This window comes from Tepidiforma sp., from assembly GCF_034432735.1.
Taxonomy (GTDB): domain Bacteria; phylum Chloroflexota; class Dehalococcoidia; order Tepidiformales; family Tepidiformaceae; genus Tepidiforma.
Map to the genome: position 1 here is coordinate 1 of NZ_DAOUBJ010000030.1, position 15,348 is coordinate 15,348.

Consider the following 15,348-nt stretch of genomic DNA (forward strand, 5'->3'; position numbering starts at 1 on the left):
AACGTCGCGTTGAAATATGGCACATTAAACAAGTCTACTTGTCGCGCGAGGAAGAAATTCAGGGTCTCAGTCATATTGTGGACGCACTGCAGCGCGCAGGGGCGGTGAGGGGCCGGGCAGGCGGGGCGGCGGGGGAACGCGAACGGGGGCCGGATATCCGGCCCCCGTTTCGCGAGGGGGAAGGCAAGCGATGGGAATGGGTGCGCTTATTTCTCGGGGGTGAATTTGACGGGGAGGTGCTTGATGCCTCCGATGAAGGTGGAGCGAAGGCGCTGGGGCGGGCCGGCGAGCTCGATATCGGGGAAGCGGCGGAAGAGCTCTTGGAAGAGGACTTTGAGCTCGAGGCGGGCGAAGCCGGCGCCGAGGCAGAAGTGTTCGCCGATCCCGAAGGCGAGGTGGTCGTTGGGGGTGCGGGTGATATCGAAGACGTCGGCGTTGGGGAAGACGTCTTCGTCGCGGTTGACGGACGGGTACCACATGACGACCCGCTCGCCGGCCTTGATGGGCTGGTGGCGGATGGCGGTGTCTTCTTTGGCGACGCGGGCCATGTGGGTGACGGGGGAGACCCAGCGGAGGATCTCTTCGACGGCGGAGTCGATCAGGGACATGTCGTCGAGGAGTTTTTTCTTCTGGTCGGGGTGTTCGCAGAGGGCGAGGAGGCCGCCGGACATGGCGTTCCGCGTGGTCTCGTTGCCGGCGAGGATGAGGAGGAAGCAGAACCAGAGGATGTCTTCGTCGGTGAGTTTTTCGCCGTCGACTTCGGAGTCGATGAGGAGGGAGATGATGTCTTCGGTGCGGGCTGTCTTTCGCTCCATGAGGGCTTGGGCGTAGTAGCCGAACATTTGCATGGTGCCCATGTTGCCGGTGATGCGAGCGGCCTCTGGGGTACCGCGCTGGTCTTCGGGGACGTCGGTCTGGTATTCCGGGTCGCCGGAGCCGAGGACTTTGTTGGTGAGGGCGAACATCAGCTCCCAGTCTTTTTCGGGGACGCCGAGCATCTGGCAGATGACGGCGAGGGGGATGTTGCAGGCGACATCGAGGACGAAGTCGGACTCGCCCTTCTTTGCGATGCGGTCGAGGAGGATGTTGGTGGTTTCGCGGATTTTGGGTTCCCAGAGGGCGACGGCGCGGGGGGTGAACCCTTTGTTGACGAGGCGCCGCATTTTGACGTGGCGCGGCGGGTCCATGGTGATGATCATTTTGCCGTTGCCTTGGGCGGCGAGGAGGGCTTCGCTTTCGTCGATCGGCTCGTATTCGGTGATGCCTTTTTCGGACGAGAAGATTTCGGGGTGGCGGGAGACGAAGAGGACGTCTTCGTACTTGACGAGGTTCCAGTGGCCTTTGACGTCGTCGGTGGGCGGCGTCCAGGAGATGGGGTCTTCGCGGCGGAGGATTTTGAACGCTTGGTGGGAGAGGCCTTGTTCGAAGAGGATGCCGTCGTTGAGGTCGATGTCGGCGAGGGTGAGGCTTTGTGCTTCGGTGGTCATGTGGTGCTCCGGGGTGCTGTCGTGTGGTGGTGCTCGCGGTGCCGGTCAGGCCTCGGGGGTGAAGCGGACCGGCAGGTGTTTGATGCCGTTGATGAAGGTGGAGCGAAGCCGCTCGGGTGGGCCGACGACTTCGATGTCGGGGAAGCGGCGGAAGAGTTCTTCGAACATGACTTTGAGCTCTTTGCGGGCGAAGCCGGCGCCGAGGCAGAAGTGTTCGCCGATGCCGAAGGCGAGGTGGTCGTTGGGGGTGCGGCGGATATCGAACCGGTAGGGTTCGGGGAAGACGTCTTCGTCGCGGTTGGCGGAGGGGTACCACATGATGACGCGGTCACCGGCGCGGATCGTTTTGCCGCGCAGTTCGACGTCTTCGGTTGCGGTCCGGGCCATGTGGTGGAGGGGTGAGGTCCAGCGGAGGATCTCTTCGATGGCGGTATCCATGAGGGAGGGGTCCTCGATGAGCTGGCGCTTCTGGTCGGGATGTTCGCAGAGGACCTGGAGGCCGCCGGAGATGGCGTTACGGGTGGTTTCGTTGCCGGCAACGATGAGGAGGAAGCAGAACTGGAGGATGTCGGCTTCGGTGAGTTTTTCGCCGTCGACTTCGGCTTCGAGGAGGATGGTGGGGAGGTCGTTTTCGCGGGGGCGCTGGCGCCGGTCTTGGAGGACGCCGCTGAAGTACTCCAGCATGGTCTGGAGGCCTTTCATGGCGGTGAGTCGGGCGGCGGCGCCGGTTCCGCGCTGGTCTTCGGGGATGTCGGTCTGGTATTCGGGGTCGCCGGAGCCGAGCACTTTGTTGGTGAGCTCGAACATGAGCGGCCAATCCTTTTGTTCGACGCCCATCATGCCGCAGATGACGGCGAGGGGAAGTTGGCTGGCGACCTCGAGGACGAAGTCGCATTCGCCTTTGGTGGCGATACGGTCGAGGATTTCGTTGGTGATGCGCCGGATTTCGGGCTCCATGGCGTTGACGGCGCGGGGGGTGAAGCCTTTGTTGACGAGGCGCCGCATTTTGACGTGGCGCGGCGGGTCCATGGTGATGATGGACGCGTTGCCGCCGCCGTTCTGCTGTTGGGCGGCGAAGTCGAGCTCGGCGAGTTTTTCGGGCTTGATGCCGGGGCCTGCGATGCCTTTGCTGGAGATGAAGGTCTCGGGGCGGCGGGAGACGAAGAGGATGTCTTCGTATTTGGTGATCGACCAGAAGCCGTTGCTGACTTCGCCCGGGGGGTTCCAATGGACGGGGTCGTTCTGGCGGAGGATGCGGAGGAGTTCGTGGAACTCTCCGCTCTGGAAGCGTTCGGGGTCGTTGAGGTTGATCTCCGAGGGTGGGATGGCTGGTGCGGTCACGTGCTCCTCCGGGGGCATGGCCCGGTCTATAGGGGATATCGGTGAAGCGATGGTACCCTACCGCCCGGTAAAAGTGAACGGAAATTTACGGAACGCGCTCAGGGGATGAGTTCGATGGCCTGGCGGGGGCAGAGGCGGTAGGCGCGTTCGGCTTTTTCTTCGAGATCTTTGGGGATATCGCCTTCGATGAGGACGATGGAGACGTCGTCGTCGCCGAGCTTGAAGAGTTCGGGCGCGGCTTTTTCGCACTTGCCGTGGCCTTCGCACATGTCGGTTTTGACGCGAACTTTCACGGGTCGGTTCTCCAGGGCTGGGGGTCTTGGGCGCGCGGGGCGCCTGTGGGCGAAGCATAGCGGTTTACCCATCGGTAAGCTACCGGCTGGCGGGAACCTTCGTGGGGGCGGGGGACGTCGTTGGGGGTATGTGGTACGTACGACGTATTGTTCCGGTTGTTGTGATTGGGGCGGTGACGATGGTCGCTGCCGTGGCCTGTATCGACGACTCGGGCTCGACCGGCTCGGGCGGCGATACCTACCCGACGAAGGTGGTGGATGCGCCGATCGATCGGGTGGACATCCAAGTCCGCGAGAGTGCGCCGCCGCAGTACGCGGTGGTGATCACGAGCGGGCTGCCGAGCGGTTGTGCGCGGTTCGAGGCGTGGGAAGTGGTGTCGCGCACGGATTCGGAGATCACGATCCGGGTGACGAACCGGATGCCGGACAGCGACGAGGTGGTCTGCACGATGATTTACGGGACGCACGAGTCGGTGGTGGACCTGGGCAGCGATTTCGTGAGCGGCCGTGAATATACGGTGATCGTGAACGGGGAGCGGACGACCTTCACGGCGCAGTAGGCGACGCGGGAGGCGTCACGCGCTATCGGCGCTCCCTGCGAGAATGCGTGGGTGAGCGCCGATTTCGTGATCGAGGAATGGTTGCGGGAGGAGGGCATCTCGGACGCGGAGGGGCTGGCCTTGGCCCGGGAGGTGTTGGTGCGGGCGGGGTTGACGACGGGGAGGAAGGTTCGGATGGCGGTCGGGAAGCGGGAGCGGGCGCGGGCGGCGCTTTGGGCAGGGCTTGCGGGCTGGTGCGGGGCGGCGGAGTGCCGGGCGGCGGCGGAGAGGGCGGGGCGGCCGGCGGTGCGGACGTCGCGGGAGCGCTGCGAGGGGTGTCGCGGCTCGAATTCGCTCCAGGCGGCGCGGGCGGCCGCCGAGGCCTGCCGCGCGGCGGGGCTGCGCGAGGTGCTCGTCCTCGGGGGTTCGCCGCAGGCACGGCAGGAGGCGGAACGCCTCGCGCGGGAGGCCGGGGGGCCGCGGCTGCTGTTCGTGGAGGGGGATGGGCGGGTGACGGAGGGGGACGCGCGGACCGACAAGGCGCGCGTCCAGCTCGTGTTGGCTTGGGCGGGCACGCCGCTGCCGCACAAGGTGAGCGACCTCTACCGGCGGCGGGAGCGGGGCGACCCGCCGTTCGTGACGGTGCCGACGACGGGGGTGGCGGCGCTCTTTCGGGAGATCGAGGCCCACGCACGGACGCGCCGCCCGTAGGGCGTGTGCGCCGTACAATGCGGGCATGGCCGACGCGCCGCTGGTGGGCATCGTCATGGGAAGCTCGAGCGACTGGCCGACGATGCGGCTGGCGGCGGAGGTGCTGGAGCGCTTCGGGGTGCCGTACGAGGCGCGCGTGGTCTCGGCGCACCGGACGCCGGGGTTGGTGACGGAGTACGCGGCGGCGGCGGCAGGGCGGGGCTTGCGGGTGATCATCGCGGGGGCGGGGGGCGCGGCGCATCTGCCGGGGATGACGGCGGCGCAGACGGTCTTGCCGGTGATCGGGGTGCCGATCCAGACGAAGGCGCTCCAGGGGCTGGATTCGCTCCTCTCGATCGTCCAGATGCCGCGCGGGACGCCGGTGGCGACGATGGCGATCGGCGAGGCGGGTGCGGTGAACGCGGCCCACTTCGCGGTACGCTTGCTCGCGCTGGAGGATGCGGCGCTGGCGGAGCGGGTGGCAGCCTTCATGGCGGAGGAGCGGGACCGCGTGCTCGGCGAACGGCTTTCATGACGCCGCTGCCATCGGGCTCGGTGATCGGTATCGTCGGGGGCGGCCAGTTGGGGCTGATGCTCGGGGAGGCGGCGCGCGCGCTTGGCTACCGGGTGGCGGCGCTGACCGATGTGGCCGATTGTCCGATCGCGGCGGTGGCGGACGAGCTCGTGGTCGGGGCATACACGGACCGGCAGACGATCGGGCGGCTGGCGGCGCTCGCTGGCGTGGTGACGGTGGAAACGGAGACGCTGCCGGCAGCGACGCTGGAGGCGTTGGCGGCCGAGGTGGAGCTCGTGCCGGGAGCGGGCATCGTCCTGACGACGCAGGACCGAGCGAAGCAGCGGCGGTTCACGGCGGGATTGGGCATTGCGGTTCCCGTCCACCGCATCGTGGCGAGCGAGGAGGAGGTGGAGGCGGCGGGGAGGGAGCTTGCCTTGCCGGTGGTGGTGAAGCGGGCGACGGGGGGCTACGACGGGCGGGGACAGGTGTGGGTCGCCGATCGGGCGGCCCTGGTGGCGGCCTGGCGGGAACTCGGCGGGGGCACGTGCGTGATCGAGGAGCGGGTGGACTTTGCCTGCGAGTTTTCGGTGATCGTTTGCCGGGACCGGGCGGGGAACCTGGCGTTCTTCGACCCGATCAGGAACGTCCACCGGAATGGGATTCTGCGCATTTCGACGGCGCCGGCGGAGATCCCGGCCGATTCGGCGGCGGTGGCGAGGGAGTTCGCGTTTCGGTTCGCGGCAGGGGCTGGGCTGGTCGGGATCGCGTGTCTGGAGTGCTACTTGCTCGAGGATGGCGGCGTGCTGGTGAACGAGGTGGCGGCGCGGCCGCACAACTCGGGGCATCTGACGATCGAGGCGTGTGCGACGAGCCAGTTCGAGCAGCTGGTGCGGATCGTGGCGGGCCTGCCGCTGGGGGAGACGACGCTTCGGGAGCCGGCGACGATGTTGAACCTCGTGAGCGAGATCGACGAGGATGCGCTAGCGGCGCTGGCGGCAGCCTACCCGGGGCGGGCATTCGTCCACCGGTACGGGAAAGCGCCCCGGCCGGGGCGGAAGCTGGGCCACGTGACGGTGCTGGGTTCGAACCGGGTGAGGCCGCCGGAGGCTCGTCCGGGGTGTGAAATCGGCTAGAATCCGCGCGCCAGACTTATCGCGAGGGAACGGGCCGATGGAAGTACCGCTATTGCTGAACGATTTCCTGCGCCGTGCGGCGAAGCTCTACCCGAACAAGGAGGCGATCGTCGACGGGGATCTCCGGATGACGTATCGCGACTACCAGGAGCGCTGCAATCAGCTGGGGCATGCGCTGCTTTCGTTGGGGGTACGGAAGGGCGACCGGGTCTGCATCCTGAGCCCGAACAGCCATTACTTCCTCGAGAGCTACTACGGGGTGACGCAGATCGGGGCGATCTTGGTGCCGCTGAACTACCGGCTGGTGGCCTCGGATCACGAGTACATCATCAATCACGCAGGGGTGAAGGTGGTGCTCGTCGATTACGACTACACGCGGGTGATCGACGAGATTCGACCGAACCTGAGGACGGTCGAACACTTCATCGTGGCGGATCCGCGGATGCCGAAGCAGACGCCGCCGGGGTGGGTGGATTGGGACGGTCTGGTGGGCGGCCAGCCAACGACGCCGACGCCGCCGGTGGAGCAGGACGAGAACGACGTGACGTCGATCAATTACACGTCGGGGACGACGGCGCGTCCGAAGGGCGTGATGTTGACGCACCGGAACGTCTACATCAACGCCTACAACTTCATTGCGCATCTGCGGGTGCGGCACGAGGACCGGGAGCTCTGGACGCTGCCGATGTTCCATGCGAACGGGTGGGGTGGGCCGTTCGCGATCACGGCCATGGGGGCGACGCACGTGGTGCTGCGGGCGGTGGTCGGGGCGGACATCTTCCGGCTCATCCAGGACGAGAAGATCACGTTCGCGTGCATGGCGCCGGCCGTGTTGAACACGATCCTGACCTTCCCGGAGCGGGACAAGTACACGATCACGACGCGGCCGCGGTTCGTGGTGGCGGGGGCGCCGCCGCCAGCGGCCTTCATCGAGCGGCTGGAGAAGGAGCTCGGCTGGGAGTTCATCCAGATCTATGGGTTGACGGAGACCTCCCCGATCCTGACGGTGAGCGTGCCCGACTACCACAACCCGGACGGGCAGAACTATCAGCGTCGAGCGCGGGCCGGGGTGGAGGCGATCGGGGTGGAGATTCAGGTGTTGGATGACAATGGCAATCCGGTGCCCAAGGACGACCGGACGATCGGGGAGGTGTGCGCGCGTTCGAACGTGGTGCTGAAGGGGTATTGGGAGCAGCCGGAGGAGACCGCGAAGGCGATTTACGATGGCTACTTCCACACGGGCGACCTGGCCACCTGGGACGAGTTCGGCAACATCAATATCGTGGACCGCAAGAAGGATGTGATCATTTCGGGCGGGGAGAACATCTCCTCGTCGGAGGTGGAGGACGCGCTCTACAAGCACCCGGCGGTGCTGGAGTGTGCGGTGATCGGGGTGCCGAGCGAGAAGTGGGGCGAGACGCCGCGCGCGCTCGTGGTGTTGCGGCCCGGGATGTCGGCGACGGAGGAGGAGATCATCGCCTTTTGCCGGGAGCACCTGGCGCACTTCAAGTGCCCGACGGGGGTGGACTTCGTGGACAGCCTGCCGCGGACGGCGACGGGCAAGCTGCAGAAGTTCCTCATCCGGGAGAAGTACTGGGCGGGGAAAGAGCGCCGCGTGAACTGACCGTCCCGGCGGTTGGGGCGAAGGTGCGGGCCTCGGCGTTGCCGCGGCCCGCGTAGGGTCAGCTCCCGGTGAAGCGTGGCGGACGGCGTTCGAGGAAGGCTTGGCGCTGTTCGCGGGTGTCGTTGACGGCCCGGCGGCAGATGGCGATGGCGTGGATCTCCTCGCGGAGCTGGGCATCGAAGTCGTTCTCCCAGCTCCGCTGGATGACGCGGCGGGACATGATGGCGGCGATCGGCGGGAGGGCGGCGATCTGGCTGGCGATGGCGCGGGCTTCGTCGAGCAGGTGTTCGTGCGGGACGAGTCGCTGGAGGAGGCCGATGCGGAGGGCTTCGGCGGCATCGACGGTGCGGCTGGTGAGGACGAGGTCGAGGGCGTTCCCTTGGCCGACGATGCGGGGGAGGAGGTAGCTCATGCCGGAATCGGGGGAGAGGTTGCGCTCGATGAAGACGGCTTTGAAGCGGGCGTGCTCGCTGCCGATGCGGATGTCGCAGGCGAGGGCGAGGGAGAAGCCGGCGCCGGCGGCGATGCCGTTGACGGCGGCGATGGTCGGCTTGTCGATGTGGTAGATGGCGCGGGCTTGCCGGCCGACCCAGCTCTCTTCGTCGGTGAGCTGTTGCCAGGGGATATGCTCGGGGGGCTCGGGGGGCGCGCCGGAGACGTCGGCGCCGGAGCAGAAGCCGCGGCCCGCGCCGGTGAAGATGACGGCCCGGACGGTGTCGTCCTGCTTCAAGGTGGCACAGACATCGAGGAGCTCTCGCTGGAGGGTGCGGTCGAGCGCGTTGAGCTTTTCCGGCCGCTGGAGGGTGACAGTCGCGATGTGGTCGGAGATTTCGAGGAGCAGGTGTTGGAAGGCCATGGGGGCACCTCGGCAAAGGCGTTGCGGGGGAGTGAAGCGGATTGCCGTCGGCTTGTCGAGCGGGGTATGGTGCGGGCGATGGGGTACGAGGCTGGGCCGATGCAGGTGCTGATGATCTCCGATTTCGTTTGCCCGTGGTGTTACCTCGGGCTGGTGGAGATCGAGCGTGTGGAGCGGGAGTATCTGGTGGAGGTGCGGCACGTGCCCTACCTGCTGGATCCTTCGACGCCGCCGGAGGGGAAGCCGCGGCGGCCGATGACGCGTGCGGGCGATCCGCCGACGGAGATGGAGCTGCGTGCGGAAGCGGCAGGGATCCGTTTCAGCCGCGGTCGGACGTGGACTTCGAACTCGGTGCTAGCGCACGAGGGGGCAGAGTTCGCGTACGAGGCTGGGCGGGCGCGGGCGTTCGTGCGGGAGATGTTCCGGGCCTATTTCACCGAGCTGGAGGATATCGGCCGTTTGGAGGTGGTGGTCGGCGTTGGCGAGCGGGCGGGGCTCGATCCCGGGGAGCTGCGCGCGGCGCTCGAGGCGCACACGTACCGGGGACGTGTGCTGGAGGCGGTGGGATGGACGCGGGAGGCGGGGGTTTCGGGGGTACCGACGTTCGTGTTCGGGGATCGTTTCGCGATGTCGGGGGCGCAGGATGCGGCGGTCTTCGATGCGGTGATGGACCGGTTGGGGGTGCCACGGCGGGATGGGGGGCAGGGCGAGGCCTGACTGACAAGCCTTTCGGATTCCGCTACGCTCGGTGCACACGGCGCGCCGCCGCGCCCGGGAGGTTGGACCGATGGCCATGCGCTACCGCTATTCGAGGTGGGACGGGACGCAGGAAGTGCCGGCGCTCGACCCGGACCAGATCCTGGACAACATCACGGATGACTTGATGAACTTCGGGGATCTCCAGCACGCGCTGCGGAATCTGATGCAGCGTGGCATGCGGAACCCGATGGGGCAGCGGATGCAAGGGCTGCGCGATCTGTTGCAGCAGCTCCGGCAGCAACGGCGGCAGCAGCTCGATCGCTTCGACCTTTCATCGATTTTCGATGACTTGAAGCGGCAGCTGGACGAGATTCTGGGGATGGAGCGGAACACGCTCGAGCGGCGGCTGGAGGAGGCGGAGAAGGCCTCGGGGGAGCCGCGGGGTGGCGAGCCGCGGGCGGGGCAACAGGATTCGCCGCCGGGGGACCAGCGGGCCGGGATGCAGCAAGGCGCGCGGGCGAGCCGCGAGCCGGGTGGCGAGCGGGGCGACGGCGGAACGTCGGCTAGCCAGGGTGAGGATGGTGGCCAGCCCACTCCACCGCGCGAGTTCGCCGAGATGCTGCGCAACATTGCGAACCGGAAGCGGGAGTTCCTGGAGAATTTGCCGCAGGATGTGGCGGGCCAGGTGCGGCAGCTGCAGAACTACGAGTTCATGGACCCGGAGGCCCAGCGGAAGTTCAACGAGCTTCTGGAGTCGTTGAAGAAGGCGATGATGGACACCTTCTTCAAGGACCTCTACGACCAGATTGCGAACATGTCGCCCGAGGATCTGCAGCGGATGAAGGAGATGGTTCGGGACTTGAACCAGATGCTGCAGGATCGGATGGCGGGCCGGGAGCCGAACTTCGAGGAGTTCATGCAGAAGTACGGCGATCTCTTCGGGGAGAATCCGCCGCAGTCGCTCGACGAGTTGATCGAACAGATGCAGCACCAGATGGGGCAGATGCAATCGCTCTTGGATTCGCTGCCGGGTGACCTGCGCCAGCAGCTCCAGGACCTGCTTTCGGACAAGATCGGGGACCCGGAGCTCCAACAGGCGCTGAACGATTTGGCGCAGAATTTGGAGTACCTCTACCCGATGCGCGACCTGCGCAATCAGTATCCGTTCCGGGGCGAGGAAGAGATCGATCTCCAATCGGCGATGCGGCTGATGGAGCAGATGCAATCGATCGATGAGCTGGAGCGGCAGATCGAGCGGACGCAGTATGGCGGTGATATCGAGGATATCGACGCGGAGAAGTTGGAGGAGCTGCTCGGTCCGGAGGCTCGGGAGACGCTGGAGCAGCTGAAGCAGTTTTTGGAGATCCTGGAGGAGGCGGGCTACATCCGGAAGAAGGGGAATCAGTGGGAGCTGACGCCGCGGGGGACGCGGAAGATCGGCCAACGGGCGCTGGTGGAGATCTATCAACAGTTGAAGGCGGACACGTTCGGGAAGCACGAGGTCCGGGAGACGGGTTCGGGTGGCGAGCGGACGGATACGACGAAGCCGTACGAGTTCGGCGACCCGTTCTACCTGGATATTCAGAAGACGATGATGAATTCGATGTACCGGGAGGGACCGGGGACGCCGATCCGCCTGAGGCCGGACGATTTCGAAGTTGCGCGAACGGAAATGCTGACGCAAACGGCGACGGTGATCATGCTCGACTTGAGCTGGTCGATGGCGCTGCGGGGGTCGTTCCAGGCGGCGAAGAAGGTGGCGATGGCGCTGAACAATTTGATTTCGTCGCAGTACCAGCGCGATAGCTTGTACATCATCGGCTTCAGCGCGTATGCGCGGGAGTTGAAGACGGAGGAGTTGCCGTACGTGCGCTGGGACGAATCGGTGTTGGGCACGAACATGCACCACGCGCTGATGATTGCGCAGCGGCTCCTTGCGAAGCACACGCTGGGGACGCGGCAGATCATCATGATTTCGGACGGGGAGCCGACGGCGCATTTGGAACGTGGGCGCTCGTACTTCGCCTATCCGCCGAGCCCGATCACGATCCGCGAGACGCTGAAGGAGGTGAAGCGTTGTACGCAGAAGCGGATCACGATCAACACGTTCATGCTGGATCGGAACTACTACCTGAAGGAGTTCGTGAACCAGGTGGCTCGGATCAACAAGGGCCGTGTGTTCTACACGACGCCGGACAAGCTGGGCGAGTACATTCTGGTGGATTACGTGGCGCAGAAGCGGAAGCGGTTGGCCGGGATGGGGTGAGGCTGGCGGCGCGGCCGGTTGCGGACGAACGGAAGGGGTCCCGATGGACCCCTTTCGGCGTGTGAGCGGGGAGAGCGGGAGGGGGCGCGAAAATCAGCCCGCGGCGGCCTCTGGCTCGTCGAGCATGGAGCGCGCTTCGTCGACGCTTTCGAGGCGGACGATGCCTTTGCGGATGGCGTAGCGGATGAGGTCGGTGCGGTTGCGGGCGTGGAGTTTGGCCATGATGTGGGCTTTGTGGGCTTCGACGGTTTTGACGGAGATGTAGAGTTCGTTGGCGATGCCTTGGTTGGTGTAGCCCTCGGCGATGAGCTGGAGAACTTCGCGTTCGCGGCTGGTGAGGGTATCCATGCCGTTGCGCTGGTCGGAGCGCTTGGCTTGGTAGAGGACTTCGGCGAGGTCGAAGCCTTCGCTGAGGGCGCTGGAGAAGTAGCTGTTCCCCCGGTGGACGGTCTGGATGGCGAGGACGAGTTCGGAGACGTCGGACTTTTTGATGATGTAGCCGGAGGCGCCGGAGCGGATGGCTTCGAGGAGCTGGTCTTCATCGACGAAGCCGCTGAGCATGACGACGCGGGTGGCGGGGGCGATGCGGCGGATCTGGCGGGTTGCTTCGAGGCCGTTGAGCCCGGGCATGACGACGTCCATGAGGACGACATCGGGTTGGAGGCGCTCGACGGCCTGGACGGCTTCGCGGCCGTTTTCGCAATCGGCGACGACTTCGAGTTCGGGCTGCGCCTCGAGGAGCATGCGGAGGGCCTGGCGGATGACGGCGTGGTCGTCGACGAGGAGGATGCGGATGGGGGCATGGGAGCGTTGGGCGCCGGTGGTGGGGCGGGCGGCGAGGGGCCGGGGCTGGGGGCGCAGTTGGGTCACGGTCGAACTCCTCTCGTGGTCTCCGGCGCCGGCGGGGGAGGCCGGGCCGTGGGGGCTTCGGCTGGTGGAAGCCCTGCGACAGGGAGGAGTCTAGGGAGTGCCTCGCGGGGGCGTATCGGCGAAAACCCTAATCCTCGGCAGCGAACTCCCGAGGCTCGGGGCTCGACGTGGGGAAGATCAGGGAGTTGCCCGCCGCGGGCGAGGGCTGGGGGAGCGTTGGTTCAGATGGTGAAGAAGGCACGTTCGATGTGGCCGGGCTCGACGAGGAGGTGAATTTCGGAGCGAAGGGCCATGATGTGGGTGTCGTTGGCGGCGGCTTCGGCGGCGGATTCGGATTCGTAGATGGCGAGGCGGGCGATTTCGCCGCTATCGTCGTGGGGCCGCATGAGGTAGGTGACTTGGCAGCCGGGATGGGTGGAGACGGCGGCATCGAGTTTGCGTAGGAGCTCTTCGCAGCGGGCCTCTTCGCCGCGGCGCGGTTTCATGATGGACAGGCGAATGTACGGCATGGGTGTCCTCTGGTACCTCCGGAGGGCGAATTCTAGGGCGCCGGGGTGCGGACGAAAAGGCGGAGCCCCCGCTGGGCGGGGGCTCCGTGGAGGTTTGCCCGGGTGGGCGGCTCAGAGCCGGAGCTTGCCGTGGGACGGCTGGCGGCGGCGCTGGCGCTGGGGCAGGGCGGCTTCCTCGGCGGCGAGATCGATGGGCGGGCTGGTGAGCACTTCGTGGACGTAGCCGCACATGATGCAGCTGCCGTAGGTGCCGTGCCAGTCGCGCTCGATGATCATGGAGCCGCGGCACTTGGGGCACGATTTTGGCGGAGCTTCCTGTAGAGCCGGCATGGTGATTCCCTCCTCTTTCTTGGCGATAGAGTTCGAACTGGTGACCTTCGAGGACAGAAAAAAAGACCTCGAAACGAGCTACCTGCTCGCCAGGCCTTCCAGACTGCCTACGGGGTTAGCTGACGGGCTCGGGCGGAAGGCGCCCTGGCGGCCGATGGCCGCGTTCGCCCCGAGGTGATGGTTCCCCCGCTGCGCCGCACGGCGCACTAGGCAGGTGGTGCACGAAACCGAACGCGCATGCGAACGACGCGAACGTCGTTCACTCGGCGCAGGCTACCAATCCGCTCGGAGGGTGTCAACAGACCTTTGCACATTTCGTCACAAATTTACCGGGTGGTCCGGGTTTTCCCGGGGGCCGAGGCGCAAGGGGAGGGGAATGGGCCTCAGGTGAGGGTGCCGCCGAGGAGGGCGAGGGCGCTCCCGGCCATGGCGAGGCCGAGCGCGGCGGACGCGCCGGGCCGCTCGGGGTTGTCTTGGAGCTGGGCCGCGACGCCGCCGGCGAGCGCGAAGGCGGCGAGGAAGGTGATGGCGTCGGCCTGGCTCGGGCCCCAGAAGCGAAGGGCGGGCGCGCAGCCGAGGAGGAGGGCGAAGGTGCCGGCGGCGAGGGCGAGGACGTGCCAGCGGCTGCCGCCCGCTGGGAGCCGGGAGGCCGCGAGCACGGCGAGGGCGAGGAGGACGCCGAGGGCGGCGCCGGCGGTGGCGCCGGGGAGCGGGAGGAGCGCGGGGAGGGGTGTGCGGGCTGCGCGGATCGCCTGGGCCTCGCCGGGGATGAGGGCGCCGGCGGCGAGCCGTTCGCTGGCGAAACGTTCGGCGATGGCGGCATCGGCACCGAGGAGGAAGCGGAGGTCGGCGGGGCCGAAATCGGCGTCGCTGGCGATGGCGGTGCGGAGATCTTCCAGGGCCTGGCGGTGGGCCTCGGTGTCGTTGGCGAGGGCGTAGCGTGAGGCGTTGCCGGCTGGGACGAGCCCGAGGTCCTGGACGATGGCCGCGTAGGCGACAGGGTCGGCTTCGGCGACGGCGAGGAGGTGATAGCGGGCATGGGCGGCGATCGCGAGGAAGAGGGCGACGGCAGCGAGGGCACCGAGCCCGGTGAGCGCGGAGGCGGGGGAGCGTGCGGGGAGAGGCGTGGGGGCGGCGGGGGGCGGTTCGGGCGGCGGTGGGGTTGCTTCGGGCGGGGCCCAGGCTTCGATGGCAGGGGGGGTGCCGGGGGGCAGGCTCGGGAAGGGCTGGAGGGATGCTCGCGCGAGAACGGGGCCGAGCGCTGCGGCGAGGGCGAGGGCGACGCCGGTGAACCCGCCGGCTGGTTCGGGGAAGCCGGCCTCGGTGAGCTGGCTGCCGAGGAGCCAGGCGACGATCACGGCGAGGGCGGCGAGGAGCCAAGGGGCGATTCGGCCGACCGGCCGTGTGGATGTGGTGCCGGGTAGGAATCCGAGGTGGGCGAGCAGGAGGCCGAGGCCGGAGCCGGTGCCCGCCGCGCCGGCCGCGGGGCCGCGGCCTTCGGGGAGGAGCACGAAGGCGGCGCCGATGGCGGCCAGGACGACGACGAGGGCGGCGAGCCCTGCGGCGATGGGCGGGGCGGACGAGCGTCGTGTCGCGGCCATGACGGTGCCGGGGACGATGGCGACGCTGGCGGCGACGAGGGCGCAGGCGAGGACGACGAGGGGGTAGGCGGACCAGGCGGCATCGTCGGTGACGGCGGCGCCATAGCCGCCTGCGAGGAGACCGGCGACGGCGGCCGTGGCGGCGATGGCTCCGGCCGCTGGCCCTGCGGCAGCCCGCCCGTGCTGAGAGGGCAGCGCGGCGGCGAGGAGGCCGGCGAGGGCGGCTCCGCCGGCTGCGGGCGCGACGAGCGAGGCGGCGGCCCAGGGGCCTTCGCCGGCGAGGTTGCTGGCGAGCCCGAAGAGGCCGGCGATGGCGGCGAGCGCGACGGCGGAGGCAGCGAGGGGGCCGACGAGCGTGGCGCGCCCGGTGTCGTCATCGAGGAGGGCGGCGGCGATGCCAGCGACGGCGATGGCCGCGAAGCCGGCGGCGAAGCTGCCGAGAGCCCAGGCGGCGAGCTCGAGGGAGCCGGCGTAGCCGCCGATATAGCCGCCGATGGCAAGGGTGGCGAGGAGACCGACGGGGATGAGGGTGATGGCGAGCTCGAGGGCGGCTTGGCCGTTGGAAGACGGGTGGGGGACGGCGGTATCGCGGG

The 15,348-nt window shown here is 67.5% G+C and carries 15 protein-coding genes and 1 riboswitch; of the genes, 7 read left to right on the forward strand and 8 right to left on the reverse strand.

Translation table 11 applies throughout. The annotated features are described in order from the left end of the window. Positions 1 to 206: 206 nt before the first annotated feature. The 3 genes from VAE53_RS02560 to VAE53_RS02570 all read right to left on the reverse strand — a co-directional run bounded on the left by VAE53_RS02560 (position 207) and on the right by VAE53_RS02570 (position 3,121). Positions 207 to 1,487 carry a cytochrome P450 gene (locus VAE53_RS02560; RefSeq protein WP_322817798.1) on the reverse strand — a complete coding sequence of 427 codons (1,281 nt, stop codon included), beginning with the start codon at positions 1,485 to 1,487 and terminating at the stop codon, positions 207 to 209. Positions 1,488 to 1,532: 45 nt separating this feature from the next. After that, a complete protein-coding gene (locus tag VAE53_RS02565; protein WP_322817799.1) occupies positions 1,533 to 2,828 on the reverse strand; it encodes a cytochrome P450 in 1,296 nt (431 codons plus the stop codon). A 98-nt stretch (positions 2,829 to 2,926) separates the two neighbouring features. Beyond that, on the reverse strand, positions 2,927 to 3,121 hold the full coding sequence (locus tag VAE53_RS02570; protein WP_322817800.1) for a ferredoxin: 195 nt from the start codon (positions 3,119 to 3,121) through the stop codon (positions 2,927 to 2,929). 179 nt (positions 3,122 to 3,300) lie between these two features. On the opposite strand from VAE53_RS02570, the gene VAE53_RS02575 reads away from it, so the two are divergent. Genes VAE53_RS02575 through VAE53_RS02595 form a run of 5 tightly spaced genes read left to right on the forward strand, consistent with a single transcriptional unit; the run spans position 3,301 to position 7,624 of the window. Further along, positions 3,301 to 3,681 carry a hypothetical protein gene (locus tag VAE53_RS02575; protein ID WP_322817801.1) on the forward strand — a complete coding sequence of 127 codons (381 nt, stop codon included), beginning with the start codon at positions 3,301 to 3,303 and terminating at the stop codon, positions 3,679 to 3,681. Positions 3,682 to 3,732: 51 nt separating this feature from the next. Beyond that, positions 3,733 to 4,371: a hypothetical protein gene (locus tag VAE53_RS02580; protein WP_322817802.1), complete on the forward strand. Its 639-nt coding sequence runs from the start codon at positions 3,733 to 3,735 to the stop codon at positions 4,369 to 4,371. Positions 4,372 to 4,396: 25 nt separating this feature from the next. Beyond that, entirely contained in the window at positions 4,397 to 4,885 is a 489-nt protein-coding gene (purE, locus tag VAE53_RS02585; RefSeq protein WP_322817803.1) for a 5-(carboxyamino)imidazole ribonucleotide mutase, read from the forward strand. Then, the gene (purK, locus tag VAE53_RS02590; protein ID WP_322817804.1) at positions 4,882 to 6,000 is read left to right on the forward strand and encodes a 5-(carboxyamino)imidazole ribonucleotide synthase; all 1,119 of its coding nucleotides are present in this window, start codon (positions 4,882 to 4,884) and stop codon (positions 5,998 to 6,000) included. Before purE ends, purK begins: the two co-directional genes overlap by 4 nt. A 37-nt stretch (positions 6,001 to 6,037) precedes the next feature. After that, entirely contained in the window at positions 6,038 to 7,624 is a 1,587-nt protein-coding gene (locus VAE53_RS02595; RefSeq protein WP_322817805.1) for a long-chain-fatty-acid--CoA ligase, read from the forward strand. A 58-nt stretch (positions 7,625 to 7,682) separates the two neighbouring features. Here VAE53_RS02595 and VAE53_RS02600 read toward each other — a convergent pair whose 3' ends face one another. Further along, a complete protein-coding gene (locus tag VAE53_RS02600) occupies positions 7,683 to 8,480 on the reverse strand; it encodes an enoyl-CoA hydratase-related protein (RefSeq protein WP_322817806.1) in 798 nt (265 codons plus the stop codon). 78 nt (positions 8,481 to 8,558) lie between these two features. Between VAE53_RS02600 and VAE53_RS02605 the strand changes: the two genes are divergently transcribed. Then, entirely contained in the window at positions 8,559 to 9,197 is a 639-nt protein-coding gene (locus tag VAE53_RS02605; protein ID WP_322817807.1) for a DsbA family oxidoreductase, read from the forward strand. 70 nt (positions 9,198 to 9,267) lie between these two features. Then, positions 9,268 to 11,445 carry a hypothetical protein gene (locus VAE53_RS02610; RefSeq protein WP_322817808.1) on the forward strand — a complete coding sequence of 726 codons (2,178 nt, stop codon included), beginning with the start codon at positions 9,268 to 9,270 and terminating at the stop codon, positions 11,443 to 11,445. Positions 11,446 to 11,538: 93 nt separating this feature from the next. Here VAE53_RS02610 and VAE53_RS02615 read toward each other — a convergent pair whose 3' ends face one another. The 4 genes from VAE53_RS02615 to VAE53_RS02630 form a co-directional block, all read right to left on the reverse strand. After that, a complete protein-coding gene (locus VAE53_RS02615; protein WP_322817809.1) occupies positions 11,539 to 12,315 on the reverse strand; it encodes a response regulator transcription factor in 777 nt (258 codons plus the stop codon). A 221-nt stretch (positions 12,316 to 12,536) separates the two neighbouring features. Then, complete coding sequence (locus tag VAE53_RS02620; RefSeq protein WP_322817810.1) at positions 12,537 to 12,800, reverse strand: antibiotic biosynthesis monooxygenase; 264 nt, start codon at positions 12,798 to 12,800, stop codon at positions 12,537 to 12,539. A 135-nt stretch (positions 12,801 to 12,935) separates the two neighbouring features. Next, entirely contained in the window at positions 12,936 to 13,100 is a 165-nt protein-coding gene (locus VAE53_RS02625; RefSeq protein ID WP_322817811.1) for a hypothetical protein, read from the reverse strand. A gap of 144 nt (positions 13,101 to 13,244) precedes the next feature. Then, a riboswitch (cyclic di-AMP (ydaO/yuaA leader) is annotated at positions 13,245 to 13,377 on the reverse strand. A 160-nt stretch (positions 13,378 to 13,537) separates the two neighbouring features. Beyond that, on the reverse strand, positions 13,538 to 15,348 hold a 1,811-nt coding region (locus tag VAE53_RS02630), incomplete at its 5' end, for a hypothetical protein (protein WP_322817812.1).